The 14,743-nt window shown below is 64.6% G+C and carries 15 protein-coding genes; 6 read left to right on the forward strand and 9 right to left on the reverse strand.

The features are described from left to right. From C2134_RS05025 to C2134_RS05035, 3 genes are all read right to left on the reverse strand, one after another. Nucleotides 1-1,293, reverse strand: a 1,293-nt coding sequence (locus C2134_RS05025; protein WP_103318116.1) for an efflux transporter outer membrane subunit, incomplete at its 3' end; no start/stop codon positions are given. Beyond that, a complete protein-coding gene (locus C2134_RS05030; RefSeq protein ID WP_103318057.1) occupies nucleotides 1,286-4,429 on the reverse strand; it encodes an efflux RND transporter permease subunit in 3,144 nt (1,047 codons plus the stop codon). The genes C2134_RS05025 and C2134_RS05030, both read right to left, overlap by 8 nt. Before the next feature lie 20 nt (nucleotides 4,430-4,449). Then, nucleotides 4,450-5,637, reverse strand: coding sequence for an efflux RND transporter periplasmic adaptor subunit (locus tag C2134_RS05035; RefSeq protein WP_103318058.1), 1,188 nt, complete (start codon nucleotides 5,635-5,637; stop codon nucleotides 4,450-4,452). Between the two features lie 224 nt (nucleotides 5,638-5,861). Here C2134_RS05035 and C2134_RS05040 point away from each other — a divergent pair, with 224 nt between their 5' ends. The 5 genes from C2134_RS05040 to murA all read left to right on the forward strand — a co-directional run bounded on the left by C2134_RS05040 (nucleotide 5,862) and on the right by murA (nucleotide 9,957). Next, nucleotides 5,862-6,503, forward strand: a complete 642-nt coding sequence (locus C2134_RS05040; protein ID WP_103318060.1) for a TetR family transcriptional regulator — start codon at nucleotides 5,862-5,864, stop codon at nucleotides 6,501-6,503. A gap of 91 nt (nucleotides 6,504-6,594) precedes the next feature. Continuing rightward, nucleotides 6,595-7,497 (forward strand): ABC transporter ATP-binding protein, encoded by a 903-nt coding sequence (locus C2134_RS05045; protein ID WP_103318118.1) that lies wholly within the window; start codon nucleotides 6,595-6,597, stop codon nucleotides 7,495-7,497. Continuing rightward, nucleotides 7,494-8,249: an ABC transporter permease gene (locus tag C2134_RS05050; RefSeq protein WP_103318062.1), complete on the forward strand. Its 756-nt coding sequence runs from the start codon at nucleotides 7,494-7,496 to the stop codon at nucleotides 8,247-8,249. The genes C2134_RS05045 and C2134_RS05050 overlap by 4 nt, the downstream gene beginning before the upstream one ends. Before the next feature lie 32 nt (nucleotides 8,250-8,281). After that, the gene (locus tag C2134_RS05055) at nucleotides 8,282-8,527 is read left to right on the forward strand and encodes a BolA family protein (RefSeq protein WP_043626834.1); all 246 of its coding nucleotides are present in this window, start codon (nucleotides 8,282-8,284) and stop codon (nucleotides 8,525-8,527) included. Nucleotides 8,528-8,703: 176 nt separating this feature from the next. After that, nucleotides 8,704-9,957 carry a UDP-N-acetylglucosamine 1-carboxyvinyltransferase gene (gene murA / locus C2134_RS05060; RefSeq protein ID WP_103318064.1) on the forward strand — a complete coding sequence of 418 codons (1,254 nt, stop codon included), beginning with the start codon at nucleotides 8,704-8,706 and terminating at the stop codon, nucleotides 9,955-9,957. A gap of 69 nt (nucleotides 9,958-10,026) precedes the next feature. Here the strand turns inward: murA and C2134_RS05065 are convergent, their stop codons facing one another. Continuing rightward, a complete protein-coding gene (locus C2134_RS05065) occupies nucleotides 10,027-10,380 on the reverse strand; it encodes an ArsR/SmtB family transcription factor (protein ID WP_103318066.1) in 354 nt (117 codons plus the stop codon). 85 nt (nucleotides 10,381-10,465) lie between these two features. On the opposite strand from C2134_RS05065, the gene C2134_RS05070 reads away from it, so the two are divergent. After that, complete coding sequence (locus tag C2134_RS05070) at nucleotides 10,466-11,683, forward strand: MFS transporter (protein ID WP_103318067.1); 1,218 nt, start codon at nucleotides 10,466-10,468, stop codon at nucleotides 11,681-11,683. Between the two features lie 218 nt (nucleotides 11,684-11,901). On the opposite strand, the gene C2134_RS05075 is transcribed toward C2134_RS05070, so the two are convergent. The 5 genes from C2134_RS05075 to mlaD form a co-directional block, all read right to left on the reverse strand. Then, complete coding sequence (locus C2134_RS05075; protein ID WP_103318069.1) at nucleotides 11,902-12,240, reverse strand: zinc ribbon domain-containing protein YjdM; 339 nt, start codon at nucleotides 12,238-12,240, stop codon at nucleotides 11,902-11,904. A gap of 184 nt (nucleotides 12,241-12,424) precedes the next feature. Further along, nucleotides 12,425-13,249, reverse strand: coding sequence for an MlaA family lipoprotein (locus tag C2134_RS05080; protein WP_103318071.1), 825 nt, complete (start codon nucleotides 13,247-13,249; stop codon nucleotides 12,425-12,427). 1 nt (nucleotide 13,250) lies between these two features. Then, nucleotides 13,251-13,538, reverse strand: coding sequence for an STAS domain-containing protein (locus tag C2134_RS05085; protein ID WP_103318073.1), 288 nt, complete (start codon nucleotides 13,536-13,538; stop codon nucleotides 13,251-13,253). Next, complete coding sequence (locus C2134_RS05090) at nucleotides 13,538-14,170, reverse strand: MlaC/ttg2D family ABC transporter substrate-binding protein (protein WP_103318075.1); 633 nt, start codon at nucleotides 14,168-14,170, stop codon at nucleotides 13,538-13,540. Before C2134_RS05090 ends, C2134_RS05085 begins: the two co-directional genes overlap by 1 nt. 86 nt (nucleotides 14,171-14,256) lie before the next feature. Then, nucleotides 14,257-14,733, reverse strand: coding sequence for an outer membrane lipid asymmetry maintenance protein MlaD (gene mlaD / locus C2134_RS05095; RefSeq protein WP_103318077.1), 477 nt, complete (start codon nucleotides 14,731-14,733; stop codon nucleotides 14,257-14,259). Nucleotides 14,734-14,743: the final 10 nt, after the last annotated feature.

A 14,743-nucleotide genomic window follows, 5' to 3' on the forward strand; every position in this document is an offset into this window, starting at 1 on the left:
GTTGCGCTGCGCGTCCAGCACGTCCAGATAGCTGGCGTAGCCGTTGTCGTAGCGCAGGCCGGCCAGTTTCAGCGTGCGGTTCAGGGCGCTGAGCTGGGTGGTTTGCGCCTGCAGCACTTCGCGGGCGCTGCTGTTGGCGGCCAGGGCGTCCAGCGCGTCCTTGAATGCCGATTGCACGGTTTTCTGGTACTGCGCCAGGGCCTGTTTCTGGCCGGCGGTGGCGGCGTCCACGTTGTAGCCTGTGGCGCCGAAGTTGAAGATGGGCGCGGCGGCGTTGCCGGCGAAGCTCCAGGTGCGGGTGGCGCTGGTGAACAGGCTGTCCAGCGACAGGCTCTGCGAACCCAGCGCGCCGGTCAGGCTGATGCTGGGAAAGTAAGCGGCCTTGGCCACGCCGATGCGGGCGTTGGCGGCGATCAGTTGCTGCTCGCTGGAGGCCACGTCCGGCCGACGCTCCAGCAGGCTGGACGGCAGATTGGCCGGCACGTCCGGCGGGTTGACCAGGCTGTTGATGTCCTTGCCGCGTGACACGTTGCCGGCTACCAGCTGTTTCGGGCTGTGGCCCAGCAGCACGCCCAGCGCCGTTTCGGTCTGTTCCAGCGAACGGGCGATCTGCGGCACCGAGGCGCGGGCCGAGGCGGCCTCGGCTTCGGCCTGGCGCTGCTCCAGCTCGGAGATCAGGCCGCCCTGGAAGCGCTTGGTCTGCAGGCGCAGCGATTCCTCGCGGCTTTGCAGCGTGCGCTTGGCGATGTCCAGCTGGGCGTCCAGCGCCCGCAGCTGGAAGTAGGTTTGAGCCACTTGGGCGGTCAGCGCCAGTTGGGCGGCGTCGCGGTCGTAGCGGCTGGCCGTGTAGTTGGCGCGGGCCGCTTCATTGCTTCGGCGCAGCTTGCCCCACAGGTCGATTTCCCACGCCGCCGTCAGGTTGGCGTTGCGGACGTCGTTGACCAGCGGCGCGCCGCGCGTGGCGGTTTCCGTGGAACTGCGGCCGCTCTGGTAGCCGGCGTTGGCGCCCAGCGAGGGCAGCAGCGCCGCGCGGGCGATGCCGGCCTGGGCCGCGGCCTGCTCGGCGCGGGCTGCGGCCAGCTGCAAGTCGGCGTTGCTCTTGACGGCTTCGTCGATCAGCTGGTTCAGCACCGGGTCGTCGAACTGTTTCCACCAGTCGGTGCTGACCGCCGGGGCGTCGGCGCCGGCCTGGGCGGCCGGCAGGTCGATCTTGGGCTGGCTGTAGTCGGGGCCGACCGCGCAGGCCGACAGCGCCAGCGCGACGGCGACGGGAATCAGGGCGCGCTTAAGCATCTGCGTTTCCTCCTGCCTCGGGCTTGGCCTGAGGGGTTTTCTGCTTGCCGAGCTTCATGATCAGGATGAAGAACAGCGGAATGAAGAAGGTGGCGATGAAGGTGGCGGCCAGCATGCCGCCGATCACGCCGGTGCCGATGGAGTGGCGGCTGGCGGAGCCGGCGCCGCTGGAAATCGCCAGCGGCACGCAACCCAGCACGAAGGCCAGCGAGGTCATCACGATGGGGCGGAAGCGCAGGCGGGCGGCTTCCAGCGCCGCGTCCATCGCGCTGAAGCCTTCTTCCATCTTCTGCACCGCGAACTCCACGATCAGGATCGCGTTCTTGGCTGACAGGCCGATCAGCGTCACCAGCGCCACCTGGAAGTACACGTCGTTGGCCAGGCCGCGCAGCCAGTTGGCCATCAGCGCGCCGAACACGGCGAACGGCACGGCCATCAGCACGGAGATCGGCAGGCTCCAGCGTTCATACTGCGCCGCCAGGATCAGGAACACCATGATCATGCCGAAGCCGAACACCAGGGCGGACGAGCCGCTGGTGGACTTCTCCTGGAAGGCCGAGCCGGTCCAGGCCAGGGTATAGCCCTCCGGCAGCGTTTCCTTGGCGACGTCTTCCAGCGCCGCCAGCGCCTGGCCCGAGCTGTAGCCCGGCGCCGGGCCGCCTACCATCTTGGAGGCCGGGAACACGTTGAAGCGTTCCAGGATTTCCGGGCCGGTGGTTTGCTGGATGTTCACCAGCGCGGTCAGCGGGATCATCTGGCCAGTCTGCGAGCGCACGTAGACGTTGCGCAGGTCGTCCACCTTGGTGCGGAACGGCGCTTCGGACTGCAGCTGCACGCGGAAGGTGCGGCCGAACTTGTTGAAGTCGTTCACGTACAGCGCGCCGAAGGTGCTCTGCATGGTGTCGAACACGCTGTTGATCGGCACGCCCAGCGCCTTGGCCTTGTTGCGGTCCAGCTGGACGAAGACCTGCGGCACGCTGGCGGAGAAGGTGGTTTGCACGCCCTTCAGCTCCGGCCGCTTGGCGGCGGCGGCCACCAGTTTCTTGGTGATTTCGCCCAGTTCCACCGAGTTGCCGCCGGCGCGGTCCTGCACATAGGCTTCAAAGCCGCCGGTGTTGGACATGCCGGAGATCGGCGGCGGGTTGAACGCCAGCACCATGCCGTCGGTGACGCCTATCATGCCCTTGCCGAAGATGTCCTTCACCACCGCCATCGACGACAGTTGCGGCGACTTGCGCTCATCCCACGGCTTCAGCGTGATGAAGGACACGCCGGAGTTGGTTTTGTTGGAGCCGGACAGGATGTCGAAGCCGGCGAAGCTCATGCGGTCCTTCACCGCCGGATTGCTTTCCATCATGGCGTCCAGCTTGTCCATGGTGGCGGCCGTGCGCTGCAGGGACGCGCCGTCCGGCAGGAAGGCGGCGGCCAGCACATAGCCCTGGTCCTCGTCCGGCGCCAAGCTGGACGGAATGGTGCGGAACAGGCCGATGGACAGCGCGATCAGGCCGCCAAACACCAGGATGGCCAGCACGGCGCGCTTGTTGATGAAGGCCACGCCGCCGGCGTAGCGGCTGGTCAGGCTGTCGAACCAGCGGTTGAACCATTCGAAGAAGCGGTTCGAGTGCTGGTGTTCGGACTTCAGGATCAGCGCGCACAGGGCCGGGGTCAGCGTCAGCGCCACTATGCCGGAAATCACCACCGACACCGCGATGGTCATGGCGAACTGCTTGTACATCTGGCCGGCGATGCCGCCCAGGAAGGCCACCGGGATGAATACCGAGCACAGCACCAGCACGATGGCCACCAGCGCGCCGGACACTTCCTGCATCGCCTTGAAGCTGGCTTCGCGCGGCGACAGCCCTTCCTGCGTCATCAGGCGCTCGACGTTCTCTAGCACCACGATGGCGTCGTCCACCACGATGCCGATGGCCAGCACCAGGCCGAACAGCGTCAGCGTGTTGATGGTGAAGCCGAACACATACATCCCGGCGAAGGTGCCGATGATGGACACCGGCACGGCCAGGCAGGGAATCAGCGTGGCGCGCCAGTTCTGCAGGAACAGGAACACCACCAGGAATACCAGCACCATGGCCTCGGCCAGCGTGTTGTACACCTCTTTGATCGACACTTCCACGAACTTGGTGGTGTCGTACGGGATGCCGTAGGACATGCCGTCCGGGAAGTTGGCCGACAGGCGCTTCATCTCGGTTTCCACGGCTTGCGCGGTGGCCAGCTGGTTGGCGCCCGGGGCCAGGAAGATGCCGATCGGGATGGTTGCCTTGCCGTTGTGCTTGCCGTGGAAGTCATAGGACAGCGCGCCCAGCTCCACGCGGGCCACGTCCTTCAGCTTCACCGACGAGCCGTCCGGATTGGCGCGCACGATGATGTTCTCGAACTCCTCCGGTTCGGACAAGCGGCCCTTGGTGGTCACGGTGTAGGTGAAGTCCAGCTTCTGCGGCGTCGGCTCGGCGCCCAGCTTGCCGGCGGCGAACTGCGAGTTCTGCTCGCGGATGGTGGACGCGATGTCGCTCGGCGTCAGCTTCAGCTGCGCCAGCTTGTCCGGCTTCAGCCAGATCCGCATCGAGTAGTCCTGGCCGGCGAAGTTGACCACGTCGCCCACGCCGGGGATGCGCTTGAGCTCGTCGATGATGTTCAACAGCGCGTAGTTGCTGATGAACAGCGTGTCGCGGCTATTGTTCGGCGAGAACAGCGAGATCACCTGCAGAATGGCGGTAGACTTCTTGCGCACATTGACGCCCTGGCGCCGCACTTCCTCCGGCAGCTGCGACAGCACCGATTGCACGCGGTTGTTGACGTTGATGGTCGCCTGGTCAGGATTGGTGCCGATCTTGAACGACACCGACAGCGTCAGCGAGCCGTTGCTGGCGCTGCTGGATTGCACGTACAGCATGTCGTCCACGCCGTTGATCGCCTGCTCCAGCGGCGCGGCCACGGTGTTGGCGATCACTTCGGCGGAGGCGCCCGGATAGCTGGCGGTCACGCTGACCACCGGCGGCACGATTTCAGGGTACTGCTCGATCGGCAGCGCCTTGATGGCGGCCAGACCCGCCAGCATGATCACGATGGAGATCACGCTGGCGAAGATCGGTCGCCGGATGAAAAAAGCGGAAAACATGAGTCAGGTTCCCCTTGCGATTACTGCTTGGCCGCGGCGGCGGGCGCGCTGGCGTCGGCCTGGTACGGATGCGGCTTGACGGCGGCGCCGGGGCGCAGCTTGATGATGTTGTCCACCGCGACTTGGTCGCCAGCCTTCAGGCCCTGTTCGACCAGCACGTTCAGGCCCACTTCCTGCGAAGTCACGATGGGACGCGGCGCAACCTTGCCGTCCTCGCCCACCACCCACACCATCTTGCCCTGCTGGGTGGTCAGCACCGCGCGCTGCGGCACGGTGATGGCCTGGGTGCGCACCGCGCCGTTCAGCTGCACGCGCACGAACTGGCCCGGCAGAATGCTGCCTTGCGGGTTGGCGAAGGTGGCGCGCGAACGGATGGTGCCGGTATTGGTGTCGACCAGGCTGTCGGTGAAGTTCAGATGGCCGGTCTTGCCGTACGTGCTGCCGTCGGCAAGCTTAAGCAGCACTTCGAAACCACCGCCGTTGGCCAGCTTCAGCTTGCCGGCGTGCTGCATCTTGCGCAGGCCCAGCATGTCGCTGTCGGACATGCTGAAGTTGACGTAGATCGGGTCCAGCTGCGACACCTTGGTCAGCAGGCTGGCGTCGGCCGTGGTGGCCACCAGGCTGCCTTCGGAGCGCGCCTCCTGGCTGGTGATGCCGGAAATCGGCGCGGTGACGCGGGTGTAGCCCAGATTGATCTGCGCCTGTTCCACCTGCGCCTGCGCGGCGGCGACCGAAGCCTTGGCGGCGTTGTAGGCGGCCACGGCGTCGTCGCGGTCCTTCTGGCTGACGGCGTTTTCCTTGAACAGCGGCAGGATGCGCTCGTAATCCTGCTTGGTGCGCAGCAACTGCGCCTGCTGCACTTGCAGATTGCCCTTGGCCTGGTCCAGCGCCGCCTTGAATGGCTCCGGATCGATCTGGAACAGCAAGTCGCCCGCCTTCACCGGCTTGCCCTCGGTGTAGGAACGCTTCTGCAGGATGCCGCCGACGCGGGCGCGCACTTCCACTTCGCGCGAGCCGGCGGCCTGGCCGACAAATTCATACGAAACCGGCACATCGGCCGGTTGCACCTTGATCACGGCCACCGGCACGGGAGGCATGGCGCCGGGGCCATTGGCCTCCGGTTTTTGGCCGCAGGCCGCCAGGCTGGCAGCCAGCACCCCCAGCAGCAGGCCTTGCGCTGCGCGCGGAAGAAGCGTCATTCCTTGCATGGTTTCGAATCCTTCAGAAATCCAGAAGCGGATAGTAGTTACATTAATACATTGTATTGGGACCCGGGAATGGGGAAGCCTGTCCCAAGATCGATCATTTTACATACATGCGCGTCTGTATGTAAAATGAAGAAGTGTCCCGATATGTAAAAGACTCGCGATATCGACAGGCATAGGGCGTTAAAATTCATTAATTAGTACTAGTTCTAGCAAAGTATCCAGATATGGCACGGAAGACACGCGAAGAGGCGGAGCAGACGCGGCAGCAGCTGCTGGACGCCGCTGAGCGGCTGTTCAGCGAGCGCGGCGTATCGCGCACCACGCTGGCGGATATCGCCGCCGCCGCCGGGCTGACCCGCGGCGCGGTGTATTGGCATTTTCAGAACAAGCTGGATCTGTATCGGGCCATGCTGGACCGGGTTGCCCCGTCGTTCGACGATATGCGCGAGCAGTTGCTGCTCAGCGCCGGCAGCGACCCGGCGCGGGCGCTGTGGGAGCACAGCCACCGGCTGCTGACGCTGATCGAGCAGAATCCGCAGGTGCGGCGCATCCTGTTGATTCTGTTTCTGCGCAGCGAGCATGTGGGCGAACTGGAGCCCATCCACGAAGAATGCGTGGCCCATATGCATGAGGCCAGGGGCTTGCTGCGGCAGGTGGTGCAGGCGGCGAAGGAGCAGGGCCAGACCTATGGCTGCGTCGAGCCGGCAGAGGCGGCGATGGTGCTGCAGTCGCTGCACGACGGCCTGATGAACCGCCTGGTGATCGAGCAGCCGGGGCCGGACGCCACCGTGGCGGCCAGCCGTTTGTTGCAATATTTGTACCGCGGCATTTTCAAGCCGGAAGTCATGGAACAACTTACCACTTGAGCGCGCGCCGGCGCTATAATTGCGCTTTTTTCTCAAGCCACTAGCGCGGACTCGGCCCCTTGGCCGTCGCCTTGGTGGCGTCATGGTTTTCATGCCCCACGCTATCGAAATCGAGGCCGTCAGCAAGCGCTACGGCCAACTGCAGGCGCTGGACCAGGTGAGTTTCACCGTCCAGCCCGGCGAGTTCTTCGCGCTGCTCGGCCCCAACGGCGCCGGCAAGACCACGCTGATCTCGGCGTTGGCCGGCTTGGCGCGCCCGGACAGCGGCAGCATCCGCGTGATGGGCCACGATGTGGTGCGCGACTTCAAGCAGGCGCGCCGCGCGCTGGGCGTGGTGCCGCAGGAGCTGGTGTTCGATCCCTTCCTGTCGGTGCGCGAAACGCTGCGCTTCCAGTCCGGCTACTTCGGCCTGGCCCGCAACGACGACTGGATCGACGAGCTGCTGTTCAAGCTCGGCCTGTCCGACAAGGCCGACAGCAATATGCGCGCCCTGTCCGGCGGCATGAAGCGGCGAGTGATGGTGGCGCAGGCGCTGGTGCACCGCCCGCCGGTGATGGTGCTGGACGAGCCGACAGCCGGCGTCGATGTCGAGCTGCGGCAGAGCCTGTGGGTGTTTGTGCAGGAGCTGAACCAGGCCGGCCACACCATCGTGCTGACGACGCACTATCTGGAAGAGGCCGAGGCCCTGTGCGGCCGCATCGCCATGCTGAAGAAGGGCAGGCTGATCGCCCTGGAGAACAAGGACAAGCTGCTGGCCCACAGCGCGCGCCGCGAAGTGGCGGTGAAGCTGTCCGGCGCGCTGCCGGACAGCCTGTCCGCGCGCAAGCTGCGCGACGAGGACGGCCGCGCGGTGCTGCAGCTGGCGGATCTGTCCGAGCTGGAAAGCGTGCTGGCCGAGCTGCGCCTGGCCGGCGTGGAGGTGCGCGAGCTGAACGTGGTGGAGACGGATCTGGAAAGCGTGTTCGTCAAGATGATGAATGGAGGCGCGGCATGATAGGATTCCTCACCCTGTTCAAGAAGGAGCTGGTGCGCTTCTGGAAGGTGGCCTTCCAGACCGTCGCCGCGCCGGTGCTGACCGCGCTGATGTACCAGCTGATCTTCGCCCATGTGATGTCCAGCCATGTCGAGGCTTACCCCGGCGTCAGCTACACCGCCTTCCTGATTCCCGGCCTGGCCATGATGTCGATGGCGCAGAACGCCTTCGCCAACAGCTCCTCCAGCCTGATCCAGTCCAAGATCACCGGCAACATCGTGTTTCTGCTGCTGCCGCCGCTGACCTCGGCCGAATTCTTCCTCGCCTACCTGCTGGCATCCGTGGTGCGCGGCCTGGCCGTCGGCGCTGGCGTGCTGCTGGTGACCGCCTGGTTCGGCCTGCCCTTGCCGGCGCAGCCGCTGTGGGCGTTGTTGTTCGCCATGCTGGGATGCGGCGTGCTGGGCACGCTGGGCGTGATCGCCGGCATTTGGGCGGAAAAATTCGACCAGCTGGCCGCCTTCCAGAACTTCCTGATCATGCCGCTGACCTTCCTGTCCGGCGTGTTCTACTCCATTCACAGCCTGCCGCCGTTCTGGCACGCCGTGTCGCACGCCAACCCGGTGTTCTACATGATCGACGGCTTCCGCTATGGCTTCTTCGGCCAGGCCGATGTCAGCCCCTGGCTGTCGGCCGGCGTGGTGGCGGGCTGCTTCGCGCTGCTTGCCGCGCTGGCGCTGCGCCTGATCCAGGCCGGCTACAAGCTGCGCCACTGAACCCTATTCGCAATTCGCACCGGACCATCCAAATGACCCCAGAGCAAGTCAAGCAATACATCGAGGCTGGCCTCGAATGCACCTATCTTAAAGTGGAGGGCGACGGCCACCACTTCTACGCCACCGTGGTGGCCGCCGCGTTCGAGGGCAAGCGCCTGATTGATCGCCACCGCCTAGTGAAGGAAGTGATCGCCAGCCGCCTGGCCAGCAATGAAATCCACGCGCTGTCCATCGTCAAGGCCGCCACGCCGGACGAATGGGCCAAGCTGCAGGGCTGATTGATTTATTTCGCCACGAAATCCACGGAAAACACGTAAAGATAGATGGTCAGATCACCGCTCGTGCGTACAGGGCAAGCGATGAGTTTTTCGCTTTGTTCGTGTCGTTTCGTGGGGTTCGTGGCTGAATCTTTTCTGTTTGCTGGCTCGTGCGTGGTTTATGAGGTTTTAGAAAAATGGACAAACTGAAAATCATCGGCAACGGCCCGCTGAATGGCGAGATCCGCGTTTCCGGCGCCAAGAACGCCGCGCTGCCCATCCTGTGCGCCGGCCTGTTGACCGCCGACACCATGCGCTTCACCAACGTGCCCATGCTGCGCGACATCGCCACCACCCAGAAGCTGCTGCAAGGCATGGGCGTGCGCGTGATGACCGACAACGTGCACGAAGTGGAAATCACCGCCTCGCAACTGGACAGCCTGGTGGCGCCGTACGATCTGGTGAAGACCATGCGCGCCTCCATCCTGGTGCTGGGACCGACCCTGGCGCGCTTCGGCGAGGCCACCGTGTCCCTGCCCGGCGGCTGCGCCATCGGCAGCCGCCCGGTCGATCAGCACATCAAGGGCCTGGTGGCGATGGGCGCCGAAGTGTCGATCGAGCACGGTTACGTCAAGGCGCGCGCCAAGCGTCTGCGCGGCGCCCGCATCGTGATGGACATGGTGACCGTGGGCGGCACCGAGAACCTGCTGATGGCCGCCACCCTGGCCGAAGGCACCACCATCCTGGAAAACGCCGCGCGCGAGCCGGAAGTGACCGACTTGGCCAACTGCCTGGTGGCGATGGGCGCCAAGATCAGCGGCATCGGCACCGACCAGCTGGTGATCGAAGGCGTGGAAAAACTGCATGGCGCCGAATACGCGGTGATGCCGGACCGCATCGAGGCCGGCACCTTCCTGGTGGCCGGCGCGATGACCCGCGGCCACGTGGTGCTGCGCAACGCCGCGCCCAAGAGCATGGAAGCAGTGCTGGACAAGCTGCGCGAAACCGGCGCGCTGATCGAGTGCGGCGACGACTGGATCTCGCTGGACATGAAGCAGCGCCCGAAAGCCGTCAACTTCCGCACCCTGCCGTACCCGGCCTTCCCGACCGACATGCAGGCGCAGCTGATGACGCTGAATTGCGTGGCCGAAGGCGCTGGCGTGGTGACCGAAACCATCTTCGAAAACCGCTTCATGCACGTGCCGGAGTTGAACCGCATGGGCGCCAACATCGAAGTGGAAGGCAACACCGCCATCGTCAAGGGCGTGGACAAGCTGTCCGGCGCCACCGTGATGGCCACCGACCTGCGCGCCTCCGCCAGCCTGGTGATCGCCGGCCTGGTGGCCGAGGGCGAAACCATCGTCGACCGCATCTACCACCTGGACCGCGGCTACGAGTACATCGAGAAGAAGCTGGGCGCCGTCGGCGCGTTGATCGAACGCATCAGCTGACCGGTCTGCGCTGACCTGGCAAAGCCACATTCCTGCGGGGATGTGGCTTTTTTCATTGCCGCGCGCCGCTCAGGCGCCGGGAGACCGCCAGCTCTTGACCAACGCCAGCAGGCCGGGAAAGCGCTGTTCAAGATCCTCGTCGCGGACGCGGCTGCGCCGCTCCAGGCCGTATTGGCGTTGCCGGATCAGGCCGGCTTCGCGCAAGGCCTTGAAATGATGGGTCAGCGAGGATTTGGGACGATCGAAGCCGAACCAGCCGCAGGGGTGGTCGTAGTCTTCCGATTCCAGCAGCAGCTTCTGGATGATCTGCAGGCGCAGCGGATCCGCCAGCGCGGCCAGCACGGTTTCCAGCTTTAGTTCTTCGCGCGCCGGTTCCGGCAGCGGTGGCGGCAGTTCGGGTGGCGTGGGGGCGACAGTGTTCATGCCCTTATGATGAACCGTTGTACGAATTTTGTCGAACTGTGTTAAGTTCGATAAAACTCGTACAACGTCGATATATGGAGTCATCATGACCACCGTTTCAAAACAGACTGAACTAGGGGCGGCGCCGGCCAGCCAGGTCTCCTCGCCGCGGATGTGGCTCGCCGCGTGGATGGTTACCGCCATATTCATGCTTTCCAATTCAGCCACGCCGCTTTATGTACGCTGGCAGCACGCAATGGGCTTTTCGTCCGGCACCCTGACCGTCATTTTCGCCGCCTATATCGCGGGGCTGTTGCTGACGCTGCTGGTCGCGGGCCAGTTGTCAGACCGCTATGGCCGCAAACCGGTATTGATCCCGGGCCTGCTGGCCGCCGGCGTCGCTTGCGCCCTGTTCGCCACGGCCAGCTCCATCATCGAGCTGGGCATCGCCCGCTTGCTGACCGGGGTGGCGGTCGGCGTCATCGTATCGGCGGGGATGGCGTCGGTCGTCGATGTCGGCGGGCCGGAGCGCAAGCGGCAGGCTTCGCTGGCGGCTTCGATCTCCATGGTGCTGGGCGCCGGCCTGGGACCGCTGTTGGCCGGCGCGCTGGCCCAGGTGCTGGCTCAGCCCATCGTGCCTATCTTCGCGATAGAGATGTGCGTGCTCGCCAGCGCGCTGCTGGTGGCGTTGACCTTGCCGGTGAAGCCGGCGGCCAAGGCGGCGCCGGGCTGGCGGCTGCGCCTGCCCAGCGTGCCGCGCGCCAACCGCCGTCATCTGGCCTATGGCATCTCGGTGTTCGCGCCGGGCATCACCGCGACGTCCTTCGTTCTGTCGCTGGGGCCGTCGCTGCTGTCCAAGCTGTTGCACATCACCAGCCCCTTGCTGGCTGGCGGCACGGCTTGCGTGATGTTCCTGACCGCCACGGGCCTGCAGTTCGTGGTCAAGAACCTGTCGATACGCAGCATTTTCCTGATCGGCGCCGGTTCGACGCTGCTGGCGATGATCAGCGTGGCGAGCGCGGTGCATGCCTCGCAGCCGGCGTGGCTGATCGCTGCGGCAGTTTTCGCCGGCGCGGGGCAGGGCTTGGGCCAGCTGGGCGGCCTGACGCTGATCGGCATGCATGTCGAAGCTCATCGTCGGGCGGAAGCCAACGCGGTGATGAATATCGGCGGCTATATTCCGGCTGGCTTGCTGCCGGTGGCGACGGGTTTTTTGATCGACAAGATTGGGCTGAGTGGCGGGGCGACAATGTTTGCCGCCATTCTGGCTGCGGTGTCGATTTTCGCAGCCGTATTGGTTTTCACGGGTTTGAGCCGCGACTGAGCCGCATTTTCGTGATTCACATGCTAAACGGCATCGGCGTTGGGCGCGGGGACTGAGGCGGCTGCAGTGCCAAGCTGCGGCGCTATTCGAAGTTGGGATGGAAAGGCAGTGCGAACCGATCAAGATGGTTTAATCAGTCCCGGCAGCATTTTGATTTGCCGCTTGGTGTGCGGTGAAATGATCGCCGGGAGGATTGAGGCCCGGCGATCATCGCCGGATCAGGCCTTCTTGACGAACTCCGACTTCAGTCCCATCGCGCCGATGCCGTCGATCTTGCAGTCGATGTCGTGGTCGCCGTCCACCAGGCGGATATTCTTGACCTTGGTGCCGACTTTGACCACCAGCGACGAGCCCTTGACCTTCAAATCCTTGATCACGGTGACGCTGTCGCCATCCTGCAGCACATTGCCGACGGCGTCGCGCACCACGCGGGCTTCTTCCACGGCGGCGGCGGTCTCGCCGGACCACTCATGGGCGCATTCCGGGCAGACGAACAAGGCGCCGTCCTGATAAGTGAATTCCGATCCGCATTGCGGACAGGCGGGCAATTGGCTCATGGTGTTTCCTGACAAATAAAGAATGAAAAACAGCCGCCCGCGCGCGAAAGGCGCAGGGCGGCCGGGGTATTGTAACCTTACTGGCGCAAGGGCTGCAGGTCCGCGTGTTTGAGCGGGGGCATGAGCGGCAAAAAAACAGCGCGCCGTCCTGGGGGGCGGCGCGCTTGTCTGGGGCGGTCGGGCCTTATTGGGCGGCCGAAGCCGCCGCTTTGACCGAACTTGCCGGCGCCGAACCGTCGACGGCGTGAGCCGCCGGAGCGGAGCTGTCGCTCTTGCCGCCGGGGCTGTCCATCAGCTCGTCCAGATTCAGGTTGTCCGCCGGCTGGGTCGGATCAGGCTGCCCCAGCTGCTTGGCGCGCAGCTGCATGTAGACGTCGCGGGTGTAGCTGTAGCGGTCCACCGCGGCGGTATCCAGCAAATTGTCCACGCCCAGATACTTGGCGCGGGTGCTGACGCCATACACGCTGTAGAAGGCGATGGCTTCGTTGGTATTGTGATAGATCAGCTTTTCCGGACCCGGGCCGGCCAGCGAGGTGGTCAGGCCGGCGCTGTCGCGCACGGTGGACGGGCCAAAGAACGGCAGCACGAAGTAGTTGCTGTTTTTCCAGCCCCAGGCGGCCAAGGTGTCGCCAAAGGTGGTCTTGTTGTTCTTCAGGCCGGCCGGCGTGGCGATGTCGAGCAGGCCGAACAAGCCGAAGCCGGTATTGATCGCCACGCGCATGAAGTCGTTGGCGGCTTTTTCCGGTTCGGCGCGCAACACGTTGAAGGCGAAGCTGTAGACGTCCTTCAGGTTGTCGAAGAAATTGCTGACGCCAGTGCGGAGCGGCGAGGGCACTACGGCCTGATAGCCTTGTGCCACCGGCTTGATCACCCACTGGTCCGCTTTGTCGTTGACCGTGAACATCGTCCGGTTGTACGGCTCGTAGGGATCGTAGGCGGTGCTGGGATTACTGGCGCAGCCGGCCAGCAACAACGTGGCGGCGACGGCAAGGGTGCGTGCGCGACGCATGTCACTCTCCGGAGGATATGAGCGGTTCAAGATTGTACAGGCTGGCCAGCGAGGACAGGCCTGCCGGCACGCCGCTCAAGGTCAGCCGATGGCCGGCGGCGGCGGAGACGCGATGCGCCTCCAGCAGCAGCGCCAGCGCGGCGGAGTCGGCGGCTTCGATGCCGGACAGGTCCAGCCGCAGCGGGCCTTGCGCCGCCAAACTGGCCAGCGGCGCCAGCACGGCGCCGCTGCTGGCCATGTCGATGCGGCCGGACAGGCCGGCCGCGCCAGGTGCGGTAAGGTTCAGCATCAGCCTTTGCTCTTGGTGGCGGGCGCGGCGGCAACCGGCGCGGCATTCTTGTCCTGCAGCAGCTTGATCAGGCCGTCCACGCCAGTCTTGCGGATCTCCTCGTTGAAGCTGTTGCGGTACACGGTGACCAGGCTGGCGCCTTCCACGCTGACGTTGTAAATCTTCCAGCCCTTGTCGCTCTTGTACATCACGTAGTCCACGGCCACCGGGTTGGCGTTGCCCGGCAGGGTCACGCTGGACTTGACGGTGGCGTCCTTGCCGTTGGCGCTGACGACCGGATTGGGCTGGACGTTGACCTGCGCGGTCTTGAAGCGGGTCATGGTGGTGGAGTAGGTGCGTACCAGCAGGGTCTGGAACTGCTGGGTCAGCTGGTCGCGCTGCTCAGGGGTGGCCTGGCGCCAGCCCAGGCCGACGGCCAACGCCGTCATGCGCGGGAAGTCGAACAGCGGCACGGCGACGGTTTCGGCTTGCTGGCGGACTTGCTTGGTGTTCTTGCCGTTGTCCTGCTTCAGGATGTCCAGCACTTGGCGCGAGCCGTCCTTGATGATTTCAACCGGATTGTCGGAAGCCGCCAGCACGGAGGTGGAAGACAAGCCGAGCATGAGACAGAGCAGGGTAAATAGCTTTTTCATTTTCAATATTCCATTTTCGCGAATCTTGCGGCGCCGGCCGCAATCATGGCGTCGGCGCCGCGTGGGGGCCGGCCAAGGCCGGACGGTTATTTCGACTGGCTGCTGTTGTCCTTGCCGGTAAAGCCGGTCATGAATTTGCCGATCAGCTGTTCCAGCACCATGGCCGAGGAGGTGATGGTGATGATGCCGCCCGGCGCCAGATTGTTTTCCGAGCCGCCCTGCTGCAGGCCGATGTACTGTTCGCCCAGCAGGCCGGAGGTCAGGATGGAGGCGCTGACGTCGTCGCTGAGCAGATACTGCTTGTCGATGTTCATCGCCACGCGGGCGCGGTAAGTCTTGGGGTCGAGCCGGATGTCGGTCACGCGGCCCACCACCACGCCTGCTTCCTTGACCGGCGCCTTCGCCTTCAGGCCGCCGACGTTGTCGAAGTCGGCGTATACCACATAGGTTTGCGCGGCGCTTTGCGGTGTCAGATTAGCCACTTTCAGCGACAGGAAGGTGACGGCGGCAATGCCCAATGCGACAAAGATGCCGACCCATAGATCAATGGTAGAGCGTTTCATTCGTTTTTTT

This window comes from Chromobacterium sinusclupearum (genome assembly GCF_002902845.1).
GTDB lineage: Bacteria > Pseudomonadota > Gammaproteobacteria > Burkholderiales > Chromobacteriaceae > Chromobacterium > Chromobacterium sinusclupearum.